This window comes from Dehalobacter restrictus DSM 9455 (genome assembly GCF_000512895.1).
GTDB lineage: Bacteria > Bacillota > Desulfitobacteriia > Desulfitobacteriales > Syntrophobotulaceae > Dehalobacter > Dehalobacter restrictus.
This window is the reverse complement of the sequence record NZ_CP007033.1, coordinates 1,847,661-1,864,627: the sequence shown is the minus strand read 5'-3', so window position 1 is coordinate 1,864,627 and position 16,967 is coordinate 1,847,661. Positions and strand designations below refer to the sequence as shown.

Below are 16,967 nucleotides of genomic sequence, written 5' to 3'. Positions count from 1 at the left end.
AGATTCATTATTTGGTCAGAAGGGGGACTCAATCATTATTTTTATAAATACTTACAGCTTTTTTGTATTAAGGTAAAAAGCCATGCAAGGAAAGGATGAAGAAAGTGGAAATCGTTGTTTGTATTAAACAAGTACCTGATACTACTGAAGTAAAGATTGATCCGGTTAAAAACACGTTAATCCGTGACGGTGTTCCGAGTATCGTGAATCCGTTTGACGAATATGCGGCTGAAGCTGCTATCAAAATTAAAGAACAATACGGTGGTAAAGTAACCGTCCTAACCATGGGACCACCACAGGCCGTATCTGCGCTGCGCAAATGTCTGGCGATGGGCGCGGATGAAGCAGTGCTGATCAGTGACCGGGCGTTTGCAGGTGCCGACACCTGGGCCACTTCCTATTCGCTGGCCAGAGCCATTGAAAAGATTGGCAAACCGGATATCATTTTTTGCGGAAAAATGGCCATTGACGGAGATACCGCCCAGGTAGGGCCCGGTATTGCCGAGCATTTACATCTTCCCCAAACAACCTATGTTCAAAAAATCAGAGAAGTTCATAAGGATCATCTCGTGGTTGAACGCGCCTTTGAAGGCGGATTTGAAGTGATCAAGGTTCAATTGCCTGCGGTCATCGCAGTCGATAAAGCAATCGGTGAACCAAGGTATCCGAGTGTTAAAGGTTCGATCAAAGCCTCAAGAATGCCGGTATCAATCTGGTCTGCTGCGGATATTGACGCACCTGCCGAAAAGACCGGACTAAACGGCTCCTGCACCCAGGTTATGCAGATCTTCACGCCTGAAGTTAAAATTCAGAGTGAAATGCTTAAAGGTGAAACAGATGAACAATTATGCAATTTGCTGATTAAGAAGCTGCAGGCTGCTGAAATCGTATAAGGAGGAGCAGGAAAATGAGTGTAAAGATCCTAGAAAATCAATGTAATGGCTGTGGCGCTTGTGTTGATAGATGTCCTTTCGGCGCTATAGAGATCGTAGATGGCATCGCAAAATTAAAGGATAATTGTACCGGCTGCGGAGCCTGCGGCAAAGCCTGCCCGAACAATGCCATAGAAGTTACCAAAAAAGCCAAAAAAGCTCCTAAAAACAACGATGAATACAAAGGTGTTTGGGTCTTCATCGAACAACGCACCGGCAAGATTGACACTGTAGCACTCGAGCTGCTTAGCGAAGGCCGCAAGTTGGCCGATGAGCTGAAGGTGGAGCTGGCCGGCGTGCTTCTTGGTGAAAATGTTGCCGATTTAGCGAAAGAGTGTTTTGCATACGGCGCTGAAAAAGTCTATCTGGTAGACGGCCCTGTATTTAAGGATTATCGTACCGATTCCTATACGGAAGCGATTGTTGAAATTATTAATCAATATAAACCGGAGATTCTACTGTTTGGCGCGACCAATAACGGACGTGATTTTGCAGCACGTATTGCAGTCAGGATTACCACCGGCCTTACGGCGGACTGCACCGCTCTTTCCATTGATCCGGAAACGCGGCTTTTAAGACAGACCCGGCCTGCATTTGGCGGCAATGTTATGGCGACCATTCTTTGCCCAAATCATCGTCCGCAGATGGCCACGGTCCGTCCGAAGGTCATGAAAATGGATGAGCCCGATTACAGTCGGATAGGTGAAGTGATCCGCTGTGAAAGCTCCGTCAAAGAAGCGGATATGACCACCAAGATTTTAGATATTATCCAAAGCATATCTCATACCGTCAATCTGCAGGATGCTGAGATTATTGTCTCCGGCGGCAGAGGCATAGGCGGTCCGGAAAATTACCGTTTGATTGAGGAACTGGCTGAAGCCCTTGGCGGCGTAGCCGGTGCATCCCGTGCAGCAGTTGACGCAGGATGGGTTCCGCATTACCGTCAGGTAGGACAGACCGGAAAAACAGTTTCCCCGAAACTTTATATTGCCTGTGGTATCTCAGGCGCTATTCAGCATCTTGCCGGAATGAATACCTCCGAAATCGTTGTTGCAATTAACAATGATCCCGAAGCTCCCATTTTCAACATCGCGACCTATGGTCTTGTTGGGGATCTTCATCAAATTGTGCCGATGCTGACCCAAAAGATCAAAACGTTAAAAATGGCGTAATGAACGATCTTTAAGGGCATAATGAACGATCTTTAATGATATGATGATCCGGCTGACGGATAAAATAGGATGAGTAGGAAAAGGAAGGTGTTAGGATTGCTTTCTTTAAAGCTGATTATATTTTTAGTACTGACAGGACTTGCAGTTTATGCATTTGTTCACGCCTTAAGTAAAAAAATCCGTATTTTGACCTTAGGCGCGAAAGAAAACAGGTTTGATAACCCGCGCAAACGTTTGAAGAATTTTATCGTAAACGTTTTATTGCAGGGCAAAATGCTCAGGGAATTTTACGGCTATATTCACTTGTTTATTTTCTGGGGATTCATATTCATTGCCTTAGGAGAAATCCCGTTTATGGTCGAAGGACTGTTCCCCTCCGTCCATGTTCCTTTGCTCGGAACGAGTCCCTACTTCTATCTAATTAAAGATATTCTGTCGACACTTGTATTTGTCGGTTTAATTATCGGTGTGATCAGAAGATGGATCGTTAAGCCCAAACGTCTCTACCGAACGCCGGAAGCCGCGATTATCGTGATTCTGATCTTCCTGGTTATTATCACCGAGTGGCTGACCAGTGGAGCCAAAGTTGTCTTAGATGCAAACTCTGCCTATAACCTGGCCTTCATCTATCATCTGTTTGCCGGACTGTACCAGGGCTACAGCGCTGAAACGCTCAGTGTCATTATTGAGATCTGCTGGTGGACCCATGTGCTGATCATTCTCGGGTTCCTGGTCTATATCCCAAACTCCAAGCACATGCATTTGCTGGCCTCACCGTTCAATGGCTATTTTGCTACATTGAAACCTGCCGGCGGTCAGGTTCCGGCAATGGATCTGCTAGACGAAAAGGTTACGGAGTACGGTGTAGGAAGAATCGAAAACTTTACCTGGAAACAGCTGCTGGACTGCTTCTCGTGCGGAGAATGTGGCCGTTGTATGGATAACTGTCCGGCAAATATCTCCGGTAAACCGCTGAATCCGAAAAAGCTCTTAAGCAGAGAGCTGAAGGATCATCTTTTGGAAAAAGGCGCTGAGATGACCAAGCTCGGTCTTAAATCCACAGCTCATTTAACAGATGAAGATTTCAGGAAGATTGCCAAGGAGGACCGTGAGTGTGCGGAAATACTTCAAAAGCATTTAATCGGCGATATCTTTACGCGCGATGAACTCTGGTCCTGTACGACCTGTTCAGCCTGCCAGACCTTATGCCCGGTATCGAATGAACATGTCAACAAAATCATTGATATGCGGCGGTATGAGGTGATGAATGAGAACAACTATGCACCTGAGCTGCAGCTCGCTTTCCGTAATGTTGAAAGCAAATACAATCCGTGGGGTGTCAGCTGGAGTGAGCGTGCTGGCTGGGCCAAAGACCTTGATATTCCGGTTATGAAAACGGCAGAAAATCCGGAGTATTTATTCTGGGTCGGCTGTGCCGGTTCTTTCGACAACCGCGCGAAGAAGGTTTCCGTAGCTACTGCCAAAATTCTTAAAGCTGCCGGCGTCAACTTTGCGATCCTTGGCAGAGAAGAGAAATGCTGCGGTGATTTTGCCCGCCGTGCCGGCAACGAATATCTCTTCCAGTTCATGGCCAAAGAAAATGTAGGCATCCTGAATAACTATGGCGTGAAGAAGATTATCACTACCTGTCCGCACTGCTTCAATACCCTGAAAAATGAGTATCCGGAACTTGGCGGCAATTATGAAGTGATTCATCATACCCAGTTCATTAACCAGCTTATCGGAGAAGGTAAGCTGAAACTGAATAAAGACGTTCGGCTGCCGGAACAAAGAATTGTATATCATGACTCCTGTTATCTCGGACGCTACCAGCAGGAATATGATGCACCAAGAGCACTCTTCAATAAGATTCCGGGGGTTCAGCTCGTCGAGATGGACCGCAACCATGACAAGAGCTTTTGTTGCGGTGCAGGTGGATCCAGAATGTGGATGGAAGAAAATCTGGGTGACCGTATCAACAACCTAAGAGTAGAACAAGCACTTTCCAAAGATCCTCAAGCCATTGGCGCCAACTGCCCGTACTGCATTACGATGCTGGAAGACGGCGTCAAAGATAAGGCTAAACCTGAGCGAAATGTTCACGTTGTCGATCCGGCCGAACTCATTGCAAAAATGATCTAACAAAAAAGATAGACCTTTGGCAGTCTCGGGATTGCTAAAGGTCTATTTACTTGATACAATACATACATTATGTATAGAATTATGTCGTTTCTTGAATAATAGACAGAAACGACAGGGCAGGATTTTTATTTTTAATCACGAATAATGTAAAATAACACAGAACAATGAGGAATACTTAGGATTTCTGGAGGGGAATCAAAGGTGATCGAAGTTTATAGCGTTGAATCGGAACTAAAAACAGTTGAAACAGAAATGAATAAAGAAATGCAGTTTAATTCATCAACGCTTGATGATCTGTTGAATCTGCCGATGAATAATCTGGACAGGTATATGAGTCCGGCCTTGGTTTTGTCTGTAAGCTGTATGACCGGAAAAATCAGCAAAACGATTCTTTCCCTTGCAACCGTTTTTCAATATGTTTTCTTAGCGCATCATATTCATAAACTGATTACTGATGAGGATATGTCCGAGCATTCCAGGCAGTTTCCTGTACTGACAGGGGATTTTATGTTTGGACAAACTCTGAAGAAGGTATGTCAGGAAGATATATTCCCATATGCCGGTCAGTTTGTCAAACTAATCAAGACAATCAATGAAGGCATCCTGATGCGCTGGCGGTATAAAAATAAGCGTATCCCTTTCCAGGAATATAACATGATCTTAGGCAATGAAAGAGCTTCTCTGACGGCGCTGGCTGTGAAACTCAGTGCAAAGCTTTCCGGGATTCCCCAAACTTATATCGATAAACTGGAGAACTTTGGGTACTGTATAGGGATGGCTTGGGCAGCTTCGGAAGAGCCAGCCTGTGCTTCAATATTACAGGAAAATCTCAGTAGAGCAGAAGAGAACCTGGCTCAAATCCGCGATTATTTACCGATCAAGCCTTTGCAGGAATTAATGGAATTTCTATACGCGGAAATCGAGCGAAACAAAAAAGCCGGTACAGGGGTCTTACAATAATAAATATCCTGCGTGAAGATCTTGGAGCTCTCAAGCCACTGAGAAACATTTCTACATATCAATCTCAGACCTGAGCTTTTTTTTGTCTGACACGAATAAGAAAGTTTTCTAGAACATAGAAAGTATATTTGGTATTCTTTAAATATCGTGATAGAATAATTAATGGCTCTTATTTAGCTGATGGAGGAGCGAAATAGTGCAACGCAGGAAAAAAAGAAACTTAGAAATGAGCCTTATGGGACATGTTAAAGAATTAAGAAAAGTACTTCTTATTTCTTTGTATGCGATTGCTATCGGAACGGTCATCGGGTATATTTTCAGCGACTATGTATACGGTTTTCTGGCAGAGCCTGTCACTGGGATGGCTGGAGTAAGTTTTATTACCACAACCCCGATGGAGCCGATTATGGTAAAGCTGCAAATATCGGTAGTAACCGGTATCATTATTGCCCTTCCAGTTGTGTTGTGGCAGATCTGGAGCTTTATACTTCCAGGTCTCAAAAAAAATGAACGTAAGTATCTTTACTATATCGTTGCTTCATCGTTTATTCTTTTTATTGCCGGCGCCGCTTTTGCCTACTATCTTGTTTTGCCGGTCTGTTTGAAGTTTCTGTTGCTTGCAGGAGGAGGAGCCGTAGATTCTACGCCTTTTGTGACCAAATCCTCTTATCTGAAATTTATTTTAACGTTTATGGGGACTTTCGGAGCAGTATTCCAACTGCCGGTTGTGCTGCTTTTCCTGATGAGAACCGGACATCTGTCTCCAAAAACGCTTGCCAAATTTCGCAAATGGGCTTTCTTTGCCATTATTATACTTACCGTAGTTGTATCCCCGACACCGGATCTCTTAACTCAGCTACTGATGGCAGGCCCAATATACATGCTTTATGAACTAAGTATATGGTTGGGCTATCTCATTACGAGAAAGAAAAAAGAACTTCAGCCTTCCGAAGCCGAAGAGGGAGGGGGACAGAACCAATGAGTATGACTGAAATTGCGCTGATATTGGTCATCGCTGTCATTCTATTTGGTCCGGATGATTTGCCCGTTGTGGCGAGGACTTTGGGCAAAATGATATTTAAGGTACGGAAATTCACCGATGAAGTCACCAGAGAATTTAAGAGTACACTTAGTGCTCCCAACGGTCTAATTGAAAATGCTCTTAAAGACTATCCTCCTAAAGACCATCCTCCTGAAGATAAACCGGCTCAGTCTAAAAAAATAGCGGAAGATGAAGAGCTTCTTTCCTATCAGGAAATTGAGGAATCGTCTCCCGATAAACAAGTGAATCAGAAAGACATGCAAGCGGGTGAATAATAGTTGAAACGTCAGAAATTATTTAGAGAAATCAATGCAGATCTTAAAAAAGTAGAAAAGGAACTTGATAAATTTCTTAATGTCGATGATCCTATGTTTTCGCAAACTTGTCTTTACCTTCTACAAGCTGGCGGAAAAAGGTTACGTCCGAGTTTTACGCTTCTTGCCGGAAAATTTTTTGACTACCGGTTTGAGAAGCTTCTTCCTGTTACAATGGCCGTGGAACTTATACATATGGCAACATTGATTCACGACGATGTCGTTGATGCATCCCTTACCCGCCGAGGACGTCCAACCCTGACCGCAGGCTGGGGAAATACCGTATCGATGGCAACAGGGGACTATCTGCTTGCGAAGGCCCTAGAACTGATTGTGAAGATTGATAATCCCGCGGTATCCAGCATCTTGGCTGATGTCTGTATTGAGATGTGTCAGGGGGAAATTCAGCAAATTAAGTCTTCCTATGATACAACGCAAACCTTGAAGCAGTATCTCTACCGTATTCAGCGAAAAACAGCACTGCTGATCGGTTTATGCTGCAAATTAGGCGCCAAGGTATCCAATGCCAATCCGAGGCAGATATGGCTGATGAGTAAATACGGCAATTACCTTGGTCTCGCGTTTCAAATTGTTGATGATATTCTTGATATAACTGCAAATCCCAAAGAATTGGGAAAACCGGTCGGAGGAGATATCCGCCAGGGGATCATTACCCTGCCGATGATTTTTGCATTGAAGGATTCTTCACAGAAAGAAAGATTAAAGGATCTTTTGGGGCGGAAGACGAAAACGGATGCTGAAGTAGCTGAGGCAATCCAGCTGATCATCCAGGCAGGCGGAATCGATAAATCAAGAAAAATTGTCGAGCAGTATATCGACAAAGCCAAAGCAAACCTCCAGGAACTTCCCGATGTTCCGGCCAAGGATGCTTTAATCGAGTTGGCTAATTACATGGGTGAGCGAAGTTACTAAGGTACGAAGTTGTGAAAAATCTGCTCACCTTCAGATGATAATTTTAGGACTCACAAGATACTTAAAAAATATCAAATTAAATTATAATAATATAATGATAGAGACGCTGCAAAACGAAGAAGTTTACTGCAGCTCTTTTTTTGCTTCAAACTACATTAAGAGCCGCCGCAGCGGCTTTGGTTATTTTTTCAAGAGATACAAACACTCATTTGTATGGAAAAAAATACTATATTATACATGAATTACTAAGTGAGGAGCTGTGTATTTTTGAATGACCAAAAAAGGAAAGTGTTATTGGAAGAAATAGAAAAGATACGGCATTCCAAAGTTATTGTCTATTTTTCTTATACACCTCTCGACGATGGAATCCTGGTTCCGTTGTATCAAGAATTGAATAAAATTGGAAAAACCCAAAAAATTGACCTCTTCTTGCACAGCTATGGCGGCGCGGTTGATACACCCTATAAGGTTGTCATGCTGATCAGGGAATTTTGTGAAGAGTTTTCAGTCATCGTTCCTTTTTCAGCGAAATCAGCAGCTTCAATGATTGTTCTGGGAGCGGATGAAGTTGTGATGGGCCCAATATCCGAGCTGGGACCGATAGATCCACTGGTCAAGCATCCATTGTATAAGGACTTCTGGATACCGGTGCAGGCCCTGCGCTGCTGCTTCGAATATATTGAAGAACTCATCGAAAACAACTCGAATACGGAGGTCTCTGAGATCATCGTCAATTCGGTTTTGAATAAACTTGATCCGTGGCTGATTGGGGATTATGAGAAAGCCTTAAAGGCTTCCAGACAATATGCCGAATCCCTGCTTTCCAAATATATGCTGAAAAATGATAAGGAAAAGGTGAAAGCGGTCACGCAAAACCTTACAAACGGTTATTTTTCGCACGGTTATCCGATAGGCCGGGCCGAAGCCAAAGAGATGGGCATTTGCGTAACTGAGGCTACAGGAGAACTGTGGGAATTAATCTGGGAATTATATCTTGTCTATCAATCCATGTTTTCTGGCGAAAATGCTTGTAATTTTTCTCTTTCTACGATAGGATGATGTAGGGTAAAGAAATTGGTTTTTTTGTAGAGTTCATGATATAGTAATATGAAAAGGAGGGTGACAGAAGTGCAACCTATTTTTGGAATGATTGCTCCCATGACATTAGTCATCGTTTTAGTCGTTGTGTTGATCATTTTTGGCCCGGGGAAACTTCCTGAATTGGGTAAAGCTATGGGCAAAGGCATTAAAGAGTTTAAGTCTGCGACCGATGATCTGGAAGACAGCGTCAAAGGAACCAAGGATTCGTCTGAAGAGAAGAAAGAAGGATAAGAGTCCATCTAACCATCATATGATCCATATAGAAATGTTTAGGACGTTACCGCGTTGCTATAGCTGGCAAGGAGCGGCAACGTCCTTAAATTATTCCTGAATTATATGATTCTAAGATTATTTTCATTTAGCAGCTTGGCACAATATTCGATAATTTCGCGGCGTCGGACGATCCCAATAAAAATTCCCTGATCGTCAATCACGGGAACAAAATTCTGCTGGATCGCCCTGGAAATGAGATCATTGATCTGAGCATTGATCGAAACGGCTGCATTCTGGGTGCGTTGTTCAATCTCATCAAGGTGTATTTTTTCCGTGTTGCCGAACGTCAGATCAGGGGTGTTTTTGAGCTTCCAAAGGAGGTCCCCCTCCGTTACTGTTCCCGCGTAATGCCCTTTGGAATCCACCAGAGGGATTGCTGCATATCCGTGGTACTCCATACGTTCAAGCGCCTGACGCATCGTAGCATTTTTTTTAAGAAAGATGACATCTTTTTTCGGGATAAGAAAAAATGCAATATTTTTCATAGCAAAACCTCTGACACTTTTATTATGATAACCGTTTATTTGAATTATTCAATAGAAACTATGGAATTCCTTCCCGGTTCCAAAAGCTTTTTGACGGTAGATTAAGTATCGCGGCTTAGGGGAACAAAGGGACGTATTATTTATTTTCAATCAAAAAGGGGGACAAAAGATACGTTCCTTTGTCCCTCTTTTATTAGTTTTGCCAATTTTTTAGAAGATTACACCCAGAGCAATAAGGATAAGAATCGCAATCGCGATAATACCTACACCTGCACCGCCATATATCGGAGCCACCGGGGCAACCGGAGCCACCGGGGCAGTTCTGCAGCAGCATCCATAATTGTACATCTATTTTCACCTCTTTTACACAGATCAAATAATAAGATTTTAGATCCTTAGAACAAAATACCCATCGCAATCAAGAGCAGAATAATCACTGTTACAATAGCAATTCCGCAAAAATTAGGCGTACAGCAACAACCACCAACTGCGCCTTCTGTTACAACACCACCGGCAACTGCACCTTCGTAAGCCATAATCGCAAGACACCCCCTGTATAATTGGTATGAATTGGTACTCGATGCAATATATGTAAAGGTACTTGCAATGGTGTATTTTCTAACAGTCAAAAATAATCGAATAAAATAATAGAAGCTCCCGCGTCCGGGAGCTTCTTGCGCAAAGTCCAAAGACAACTGCGGCTAGATTTTATACCTAGACATCAATTATCTAGAGACTCTTCAATAAAAAATTAACATGGAAAAGCCTTAAAGTCAACGATTATAAACAAAAATCTAGTAGTTAAGTTTTGGTTATTTTGTTATTCATCGAACGGAATAAACACAACCGCAATATTTTTGCCGGTAGAAATTTTGGGATCGGGCGATCTCCATCGTCTTTTTATAGCCATCCTGTTTCTTGAAATTTCTGGCCAGGAATTTGAGGCAGTTTTCATCAGCAATCTTTTGACCTATCTCCAGAATGTGTTGGCTGCTTTTATGAGGGCTGATGGTCAGAGTGGTTGTAAAGATGCTAATATTATTTCTCGAAGCATACGCGGCCGTTTTTTGAAGTCTCAGAGCAAAGCAGCGGTCACAGCGGATTCCTTTCTCCGGTTCATTCTCCAAACCTTTCATTTGTGCCAGCCACTGCCGGGGGTCATAAGGATCCTCAAAAAAAGATATGTTTTGGGCAGCGGCATATTTCTGCAGTTCACTACTCCGGAGCACGTATTCTTCCTCCGGATGAATGTTAGGATTGCAATAGTAGATGACCGGAGTAAAATCCGCAGAAAGCTGCTCCAGGACATAACCTGCACAGGTGGCGCAGCAGGCATGAATCAAGATCTTTTCTTTGGACATCGTTTCAACCTCCCAATCATGATGCTAAAACATATTTCTGGGGAATAAGTCTTACTGGCAAAATTATAGGCCTGCTGCAGCCTGAATGCAAGATGGGAAAGTTGTTCAAAATAACTGTAGGACAATGAAGGAGGTAAATTTGATGAAAAAAAATATAGTCAATCGGAATGTTATCATTCCTGTTCTAGGGTCGTTATTTTTGTTGTGTGGCCCTGGACAAGTTTTTGCTCAATCGACCCAGTATAGCGTTCAGGCCGGAGACAGTATGTGGAAAATTGCAGTACGGTATGAAATTGGATTAAGCGAATTAGCCCAGGCCAACCCGCAAATCCAAAATCTGAGACTGATCTACCCCGGACAGAAGGTTTTTATCCCGAATGTTGACAGCATTAAAGCCCTGGAGACGGAAGTAATCCGGCTTGTCAATGTAGAACGGTCTAAAAAAGGATTGCAGCAGCTGAAACAAAATTGGGAAGTATGCAGGGTCGCAAGATACAAATCACAAGATATGATCGACAAAGGATACTTTGCCCACGAGTCTCCGACCTACGGGTCTCCTTTTAAAATGATGGAGTCTTTTGGCATCAGATTTTCAGCTGCGGCGGAGAATATCGCTTATGGTCAGCAAACACCGCAGGAAGTCATGAACAGCTGGATGAATTCTGCCGGCCATCGCAGTAATATCCTAAGCCCGTCCTATCTGGAAATAGGTGTTGGAGCTGCAAAGGATAGTGAAGGCAATATTCACTGGACCCAAATGTTTATAAAGCCGCTGTAATAAGCATTGTTGTCGGATATGTACTTTCTTAAAAATGCGGACATGGTAGCCTTTAATAAAATGCTGGTTCATCGTTTAGGACTGTGATAGACTAGTACTGTTGTTAGTCCCAGTTACATATCCGGTGACAAGGGACGATATTCAGCTGAAGGATGATTTGATGACAGTGCAGGGAATTACCGCGGAAGAAAATGATAACCGGATCATTTGGCTGGATGTGATGAAAGGAATCGGAATACTGAGCGTCGTCTGGGGACATGCCGGTCATCCGTATTCTTTTTTGATGTTCTTCTTTCATATGCCTTTGTTTTTCTTTATCAGCGGCTATCTGTATCGATCTGCCGGGGCTGGGACACCATTGCAATATCTCGTCCGGCGGTCAAAACAGCTCCTGGTCCCTTATGTATTCTATATAGTTCTGATTACGGTATTCCTGGCCGTTTTAAGTGCGCTTAAAGGCCAATCGGCCAATATCAACTGGACAGCTTTGGTTCTGGGCGGAAGCAAGCTGGAAGGCGCTTACGGAGCCTTCTGGTTTGTGACCTGCTTATTCTTTGTCCAGATATTCTTTGACTTCGTCATCCGGAAGATTCGTCCAAGGTGGCTTGTCGTGCTGGTGATCGCAGCATGTTTTGTTTTTGCCTTCTGGGAGTCACGCTTTCACCAAGATTTCTTTGTTCCCTGGAATATGGATGTAGCCTTTTTTGGAATCGTTTTCTATGCGCTGGGTTTCCTTTTTAAACAAAAAAATGGCTGGTAAATACCCAGCTAAACAAAATCATTCTTTTATTATCAGCAGTCTTTCTTGTCCTGTTCTTATACGCCTATTTTCAGGATTACCTGAGGTTTGGTCTGGACTTTAAGCACCGTCAGTATTACTTTTTCGGTACGAACATCCTTGTGCCGATGGCTGCAATTCTGTTGATCTCCGGCCTAAGCAGGATGCTCGCCAATTGGACGTTTTGCAGAAGGGTATTAAGTTCCCTGGGCCAAAGCTCGATGGCAATCATGTTTCTTCATTTGTTTGTGAATTCAGTGATAGGTGGTTTTATTACGATTAGTCCTTGGCGTTTTCTTATTATCGGAATATTATTCCCTTGGCTGTGGTTTGAATTTGCTTCGCGGATACCTGGTCTGCGCTTTCTGGCCTTGGGAATAAATCCTAAAAGACCGGCCATTGGTATTGGAATCTCAGGCAGATCGGATAGAAGCATCTGAGAAACTGCAATAACATTGTTGTTTATGACTATTCCTGATTGATCTTCTTTAGAAGCCAGGCCATATTTTTGCCAAGTGTCTGAAATGTCCGGATGCCTTCCTCATCCTGCTGGACATTCCCAGGTTTATGGGCAAGTGTCATATTCCAGTAGCTGGAACCTACGGTGATCATTTCGGTGATGCCAAAGAATAGATTGATCGAAGAAAAAACGAAATTTGTACCGGCTCTCCGGGCAGCCACAACGGTGGCACCAACTTTTCTGGTCAATAAACGGCCATTGGCCCCGTTAACGATGCCGCAGCGGTCAATAAAGGCTTTGACTTCGGGGGTCATATTGCTGAAATAGCTTGGGGAACCGATCAGAATGCCGTCAGCTTCAAAGACTCTTTGTAGAATCGGATTCAATTCGTCGTCATGGCCCGGGCAGCTCCTGTCTGCGCTTTGAGCGCATTTTCCGCAGACCTTACAGCCGAAAATCGGTTTTCCGCCTAATTGCAGCAGTTCGGTCTGAATGCCCTCCTTTTCTAATTCCTGAAGAACGATTTTAAGACTTTGAGCCGTATTTCCATTGGGTTTTGGGCTCCCATTAAGTGCAACAACCAACATGGCATGTTCCTCCTGATTTTGGGTGTTTTTTTGATTATTCAGATACTTTTTATGTAATATAATTGTAATGAATAATTCAAGATCAACAGTCGTGTTTCCTGCAGCGGATTTTAGAGACGATCAGTACCTGGGGGAAACCCGCTAAAGCTATAATGCTGATGGTAGCGGGGACATTCAGAATCTTTGTCTGATACTACTTTTGTTTAAGAATTGAAAATGTATCTCATTTTGTATATAATGGCAGTTAGCGCTTTGGGTCTTGTACAATCAAAACCGGCTGGAACTTATATTCGCGGAACTGCAGCCCGGAGGGACTATAATATTCTAGCATATTCGAAAGGAACGAAAAAAGTGAAGATTTTACGTTACATGCTCATATTTGTACCGATCACTTTTGTAGGTGAATTTCTGCACTGGGAACCAACCCTGATGTTTGTCTTGACAGCACTGGCCATTATCCCTTTGGCTGCGCTGATGGGCGAAGCGACAGAGGAAATTTCCTTCTATTCAGGGCCCAAGATAGGTGGGTTTCTGAATGCAACGTTTGGCAATGCAACAGAACTGATTATTTCTTTCTTTGCGTTAAAAGCAGGTCTTTTTGAGGTTGTCAAAGCATCCATTGCCGGATCGGTCATCGGTAATATTTTACTCGTGCTGGGTGCCAGCATGCTCTTGGGCGGAATCAAATACAAGTCCCAGCATTTTAACCAAAAGGTTATTGACAACAGTGCCAGCATGCTGTTATTTGCAGTTATTGGTTTAACGATTCCGGCTATTTTCATGCATACGCTGGATCCGGCACTCCTGAGTACGCGTTATGAGGGACTCAGTGTCATTGTCGCAGTCATCATGATTCTCATCTACATTTTGAGCTTAGTCTTTTCTTTTTACACGCACAAAGATATTTATTCGGTCGACCACTCCCAGGAAAGCTCTCCAAAGTGGTCCATCAAAAAAGCAATTGCCGTTTTGGTCGGAGCCACTGTGCTGATCGGACTGGAGAGTGAGTTCCTGGTCAGTGCTGTTGAGCCAATGTCGGAAGCGATCGGGCTAAGCGAATTTTTCGTCGGTATTATCCTTATTCCGATCATTGGTAATGCTGCTGAACACAGCACGGCGATTGTCATGGCACTGAAAAATAAAATGGATGTCGCTGTTGAGATTGCAATCGGGTCAAGCCTGCAGATCATCTTGTTTGTTACGCCTGTATTGATTTTCCTGAGTTTGCTGTTTACACCGATGAGTATTGTTTTTAATGAATTTGAACTTGTAGCCCTTGTCTTTTCGGTTTTGATTGCCAACAGGGTAGCGACAGATGGCGAATCAAACTGGATGGAAGGGGTTCAGCTGCTAGCAGTATATTTGATTATTGCTGTGGCGTTCTTTGTTTTGTAGAATCCAGCTTCTTGATTCTATAGATTTAGGTTTGCAGATTCTGTGAGGGTACGTAATGTGCCCTCATTTTTTGTGGGCTTATACTGCTTAATTGCTTAAGTGCTTAAGGCGTGCTAAAAGCCTTTTGGGCTTGTCTGCGTGCCACAATACCACTTTCGGCCGTTGCGTCCTCCTTGACGCAAAAGGCCGCGCTACGCAATCCTTGCTCCGCTTATCGTGGAACTGTGCCACGCAGACTAATTGACAGTTAATTGGGGCTTGTCTGCATGAAGAACTTGTACTCCATATATATTTTCACAATGGAATCTTGTGTCATCGTAAGAATAATTCAAAATTAAAAAATGCAGACATTGACAATAAGCGTTAACGAGTTAAAGGTGATTCGTATATTTCATCCTCGTCTGATATTGTATCAGGGAATAAAATAATGCTATGATAAAGCTGATTCCGGAAGGGGAGGGGTAGCTATGAAACGGTTTGGTTTCTATTTAATAATTTTGACTTTAGGACTGGGAATTTTGACGGCTGGCTGTGCAAACAACGATCAAATGAATGGTACGAATCAGGAAACAAACCAGACAGGTCAGACGAACGGCTCAAACGGATCAAACGAGGCAAACGAAGACAATAATCCGGTGATCTATCAGAACACGGTGTATGGCTTTGATTTTACGTTGCCGGACAGTTGGAAGGGCTACTCAATTGTAACTGAGCAATGGGAAGGTATTGCTGTGGATGGTCCGCAAAGCGGTCAAGTGATTGAAATGGGTCAGCTCATTCGGATTCGTCATCCACTATGGACTTCGGAGCAGCCTCGTCAGGATATTCCGATTATGATATTTACACTGGATCAATGGACAGACTTACTGAATGAAAAATTCAGTGTTGGTGCGGCACCAATGCCGCCAAGCGAGCTCGGCCGAAATTCCAGATATGTACTGGCGCTTCCTGCGCGTTACAATTATGCTTTCCCCGAAGGATTCGAGGAAGTGGAGGATATTCTCGCAAACAGTCCTTTGGAAGCAGCTGAAAACTTTAAGTAGGGAATGACGGATTTCTTGCTTGAATTTTTTGGGAGGGTATCATGAAAATTGTTGTCGCACCTGACTCTTATAAAGGCAGTATGAACGCGCTAAGCGCTGCCAGGGCAATCGAAAGAGGCATTCGGAACGTTGAACGGGATATTGCTGTAAAATTGATCCCGATGGCTGATGGCGGCGAAGGCACCGTAGAGGCGATAATTGCGGCTTTGGGTGGTGAGATCATACCTGCCAGGGTAAAAGGGCCTCTGGGTGAAACGACGGATGCTTTTTTTGGCTTGTTAGAAGACCGAACAACAGCTGTGATTGAACTGGCAGCGGCGGCAGGCTTAAATTTAATTCCTGCAAAGCTTAGAAACCCTCTGCTGACGACATCCTATGGTGTTGGAGAGCTAATAAAGCATGCCTTGGACACTGGAGCTAAAAAGTTAATTCTGGGTATCGGCGGGAGCGGCACGAATGACGGAGGAGCCGGAATGGCCACGGCCTTAGGGGTAAGACTCCTGGACCGGCATGGTCAGGAAATCCGTTTTGGAGGCGGCTATCTGACTGAAATAACGGATATAGATTTTTCTGGCTTTGACCCCAGACTGAACGATATGGAAATAATGGCTGCATGTGACGTGACCAATCCGCTATGCGGACCGCAGGGGGCCTCGGCAGTCTATGGCCCGCAAAAAGGAGCAACACCGAAGATGGTTGCCCTATTGGACAAGAATCTCCGGCATTATGCTGAAATCATTCAGAAAAGCACCGGCCTTCAGGTGCGGGATATACCCGGTGCCGGAGCTGCAGGAGGCGTTGGAGCGGCTCTGATTGCTTTTTTGAAGGCGGATCTGCAACCCGGTGCGCAGCTCATAATGAGGGCGGCAGATATGGACAAAGTTCTGACCGATGCGGATTTAGTCATAACAGGTGAGGGTTTGACCGATTACCAGACGCTCTTCGGCAAAGTGCCGCTGGCCGTAGCTGAAAAAGCTGTAAAACATCAAGTCCCAGTCGTCTGTTTGTCCGGCGGGCTGACGGAAGATGCCCAACAGCTTTACAAACATGGTTATTCCGGTGTATTTAGCATTACGGAAGGACCTGTTAGCCTGGCAGACGCAATCCTGAATGCGGAAGCGCTGCTGGAGAGGGCTGCTGAAAGGATCCTGCGTCTGTACCTGGCTGGACGATCATTCCAGCATGGAGGGTCATACGCAAAAGATCATTAA

At 44.0% G+C, this 16,967-nt stretch carries 20 protein-coding genes; 15 read left to right on the top strand and 5 right to left on the bottom strand.

Translation table 11 applies throughout. The features are described 5' to 3' along the window. The first annotated feature begins 104 nt into the window (after positions 1–104). The 9 genes from DEHRE_RS08935 to tatA all read left to right on the top strand — a co-directional run bounded on the left by DEHRE_RS08935 (position 105) and on the right by tatA (position 8,827). On the top strand, positions 105–893 hold the full coding sequence (locus tag DEHRE_RS08935; RefSeq protein ID WP_019226354.1) for an electron transfer flavoprotein subunit beta/FixA family protein: 789 nt from the start codon (positions 105–107) through the stop codon (positions 891–893). Between the two features lie 14 nt (positions 894–907). After that, the gene (locus DEHRE_RS08930) at positions 908–2,104 is read left to right on the top strand and encodes an electron transfer flavoprotein subunit alpha (protein ID WP_019226355.1); all 1,197 of its coding nucleotides are present in this window, start codon (positions 908–910) and stop codon (positions 2,102–2,104) included. A 69-nt stretch (positions 2,105–2,173) separates the two neighbouring features. Beyond that, positions 2,174–4,246, top strand: a complete 2,073-nt coding sequence (locus tag DEHRE_RS08925; RefSeq protein WP_176714442.1) for a (Fe-S)-binding protein — start codon at positions 2,174–2,176, stop codon at positions 4,244–4,246. Between the two features lie 201 nt (positions 4,247–4,447). Then, on the top strand, positions 4,448–5,206 hold the full coding sequence (locus DEHRE_RS08920) for an isoprenoid biosynthesis enzyme family protein (protein WP_019226357.1): 759 nt from the start codon (positions 4,448–4,450) through the stop codon (positions 5,204–5,206). Positions 5,207–5,402: 196 nt separating this feature from the next. Next, positions 5,403–6,188 (top strand): twin-arginine translocase subunit TatC, encoded by a 786-nt coding sequence (gene tatC / locus DEHRE_RS08915; RefSeq protein ID WP_019226358.1) that lies wholly within the window; start codon positions 5,403–5,405, stop codon positions 6,186–6,188. Then, positions 6,185–6,523 (top strand): Sec-independent protein translocase subunit TatA/TatB, encoded by a 339-nt coding sequence (locus tag DEHRE_RS08910; RefSeq protein WP_019226359.1) that lies wholly within the window; start codon positions 6,185–6,187, stop codon positions 6,521–6,523. The genes tatC and DEHRE_RS08910 overlap by 4 nt, the downstream gene beginning before the upstream one ends. Before the next feature lie 3 nt (positions 6,524–6,526). After that, positions 6,527–7,495 carry a polyprenyl synthetase family protein gene (locus DEHRE_RS08905; protein WP_019226360.1) on the top strand — a complete coding sequence of 323 codons (969 nt, stop codon included), beginning with the start codon at positions 6,527–6,529 and terminating at the stop codon, positions 7,493–7,495. 267 nt (positions 7,496–7,762) lie between these two features. Further along, on the top strand, positions 7,763–8,554 hold the full coding sequence (locus tag DEHRE_RS08900; protein ID WP_019226361.1) for an SDH family Clp fold serine proteinase: 792 nt from the start codon (positions 7,763–7,765) through the stop codon (positions 8,552–8,554). Positions 8,555–8,623: 69 nt separating this feature from the next. Next, on the top strand, positions 8,624–8,827 hold the full coding sequence (gene tatA / locus DEHRE_RS08895) for a twin-arginine translocase TatA/TatE family subunit (protein WP_019226362.1): 204 nt from the start codon (positions 8,624–8,626) through the stop codon (positions 8,825–8,827). A 101-nt stretch (positions 8,828–8,928) separates the two neighbouring features. Here the strand turns inward: tatA and DEHRE_RS08890 are convergent, their stop codons facing one another. The 4 genes from DEHRE_RS08890 to DEHRE_RS08885 form a co-directional block, all read right to left on the bottom strand. Further along, a complete protein-coding gene (locus DEHRE_RS08890; protein ID WP_019226363.1) occupies positions 8,929–9,354 on the bottom strand; it encodes a CBS domain-containing protein in 426 nt (141 codons plus the stop codon). Positions 9,355–9,564: 210 nt separating this feature from the next. After that, the gene (locus tag DEHRE_RS15010) at positions 9,565–9,702 is read right to left on the bottom strand and encodes a hypothetical protein (RefSeq protein WP_019226364.1); all 138 of its coding nucleotides are present in this window, start codon (positions 9,700–9,702) and stop codon (positions 9,565–9,567) included. 47 nt (positions 9,703–9,749) lie between these two features. After that, the gene (locus DEHRE_RS15005; protein WP_015043034.1) at positions 9,750–9,890 is read right to left on the bottom strand and encodes a hypothetical protein; all 141 of its coding nucleotides are present in this window, start codon (positions 9,888–9,890) and stop codon (positions 9,750–9,752) included. 288 nt (positions 9,891–10,178) lie between these two features. Next, positions 10,179–10,715: an epoxyqueuosine reductase QueH gene (locus DEHRE_RS08885; RefSeq protein ID WP_019226365.1), complete on the bottom strand. Its 537-nt coding sequence runs from the start codon at positions 10,713–10,715 to the stop codon at positions 10,179–10,181. Positions 10,716–10,857: 142 nt separating this feature from the next. Between DEHRE_RS08885 and safA the strand changes: the two genes are divergently transcribed. The 3 genes from safA to DEHRE_RS15315 all read left to right on the top strand — a co-directional run bounded on the left by safA (position 10,858) and on the right by DEHRE_RS15315 (position 12,711). Then, positions 10,858–11,493 carry a SafA/ExsA family spore coat assembly protein gene (gene safA, locus DEHRE_RS08880; protein WP_019226366.1) on the top strand — a complete coding sequence of 212 codons (636 nt, stop codon included), beginning with the start codon at positions 10,858–10,860 and terminating at the stop codon, positions 11,491–11,493. 124 nt (positions 11,494–11,617) lie between these two features. After that, entirely contained in the window at positions 11,618–12,253 is a 636-nt protein-coding gene (locus DEHRE_RS15320; RefSeq protein WP_242836924.1) for an acyltransferase family protein, read from the top strand. Positions 12,254–12,399: 146 nt separating this feature from the next. Next, positions 12,400–12,711 carry a hypothetical protein gene (locus DEHRE_RS15315; RefSeq protein ID WP_242836923.1) on the top strand — a complete coding sequence of 104 codons (312 nt, stop codon included), beginning with the start codon at positions 12,400–12,402 and terminating at the stop codon, positions 12,709–12,711. 28 nt (positions 12,712–12,739) lie between these two features. On the opposite strand, the gene DEHRE_RS08870 is transcribed toward DEHRE_RS15315, so the two are convergent. Further along, positions 12,740–13,318, bottom strand: coding sequence for a flavodoxin family protein (locus tag DEHRE_RS08870; RefSeq protein WP_019226368.1), 579 nt, complete (start codon positions 13,316–13,318; stop codon positions 12,740–12,742). Between the two features lie 237 nt (positions 13,319–13,555). Here DEHRE_RS08870 and cax point away from each other — a divergent pair, with 237 nt between their 5' ends. The 3 genes from cax to DEHRE_RS08855 all read left to right on the top strand — a co-directional run bounded on the left by cax (position 13,556) and on the right by DEHRE_RS08855 (position 16,967). Then, positions 13,556–14,713: a calcium/proton exchanger gene (gene cax / locus DEHRE_RS08865; RefSeq protein WP_282432026.1), complete on the top strand. Its 1,158-nt coding sequence runs from the start codon at positions 13,556–13,558 to the stop codon at positions 14,711–14,713. 467 nt (positions 14,714–15,180) lie between these two features. After that, positions 15,181–15,756: a hypothetical protein gene (locus DEHRE_RS08860; RefSeq protein ID WP_019226370.1), complete on the top strand. Its 576-nt coding sequence runs from the start codon at positions 15,181–15,183 to the stop codon at positions 15,754–15,756. Between the two features lie 41 nt (positions 15,757–15,797). Then, positions 15,798–16,967, top strand: coding sequence for a glycerate kinase (locus tag DEHRE_RS08855; RefSeq protein ID WP_019226371.1), 1,170 nt, complete (start codon positions 15,798–15,800; stop codon positions 16,965–16,967).

What these genes read in the sequence shown, in the direction of transcription:
- DEHRE_RS08930 (WP_019226355.1), top strand. Translation starts at nt 908, where the DNA reads ATGAGTGTAAAGATCCTAGAAAATCAATGTAATGGCTGTGGCGCTTGT.
- DEHRE_RS08925 (WP_176714442.1), top strand. Translation starts at nt 2,174, where the DNA reads ATGAGTAGGAAAAGGAAGGTGTTAGGATTGCTTTCTTTAAAGCTGATT.
- DEHRE_RS08910 (WP_019226359.1), top strand. Translation starts at nt 6,185, where the DNA reads ATGAGTATGACTGAAATTGCGCTGATATTGGTCATCGCTGTCATTCTA.
- DEHRE_RS08890 (WP_019226363.1), bottom strand. Translation starts at nt 9,354, where the DNA reads ATGAAAAATATTGCATTTTTTCTTATCCCGAAAAAAGATGTCATCTTT.
- DEHRE_RS15010 (WP_019226364.1), bottom strand. Translation starts at nt 9,702, where the DNA reads ATGTACAATTATGGATGCTGCTGCAGAACTGCCCCGGTGGCTCCGGTT.
- DEHRE_RS15005 (WP_015043034.1), bottom strand. Translation starts at nt 9,890, where the DNA reads ATGGCTTACGAAGGTGCAGTTGCCGGTGGTGTTGTAACAGAAGGCGCA.
- DEHRE_RS08885 (WP_019226365.1), bottom strand. Translation starts at nt 10,715, where the DNA reads ATGTCCAAAGAAAAGATCTTGATTCATGCCTGCTGCGCCACCTGTGCA.
- safA (WP_019226366.1), top strand. Translation starts at nt 10,858, where the DNA reads ATGAAAAAAAATATAGTCAATCGGAATGTTATCATTCCTGTTCTAGGG.
- DEHRE_RS15315 (WP_242836923.1), top strand. Translation starts at nt 12,400, where the DNA reads ATGGCTGCAATTCTGTTGATCTCCGGCCTAAGCAGGATGCTCGCCAAT.
- DEHRE_RS08870 (WP_019226368.1), bottom strand. Translation starts at nt 13,318, where the DNA reads ATGTTGGTTGTTGCACTTAATGGGAGCCCAAAACCCAATGGAAATACG.
- cax (WP_282432026.1), top strand. Translation starts at nt 13,556, where the DNA reads ATGGCAGTTAGCGCTTTGGGTCTTGTACAATCAAAACCGGCTGGAACT.
- DEHRE_RS08860 (WP_019226370.1), top strand. Translation starts at nt 15,181, where the DNA reads ATGAAACGGTTTGGTTTCTATTTAATAATTTTGACTTTAGGACTGGGA.
- DEHRE_RS08855 (WP_019226371.1), top strand. Translation starts at nt 15,798, where the DNA reads ATGAAAATTGTTGTCGCACCTGACTCTTATAAAGGCAGTATGAACGCG.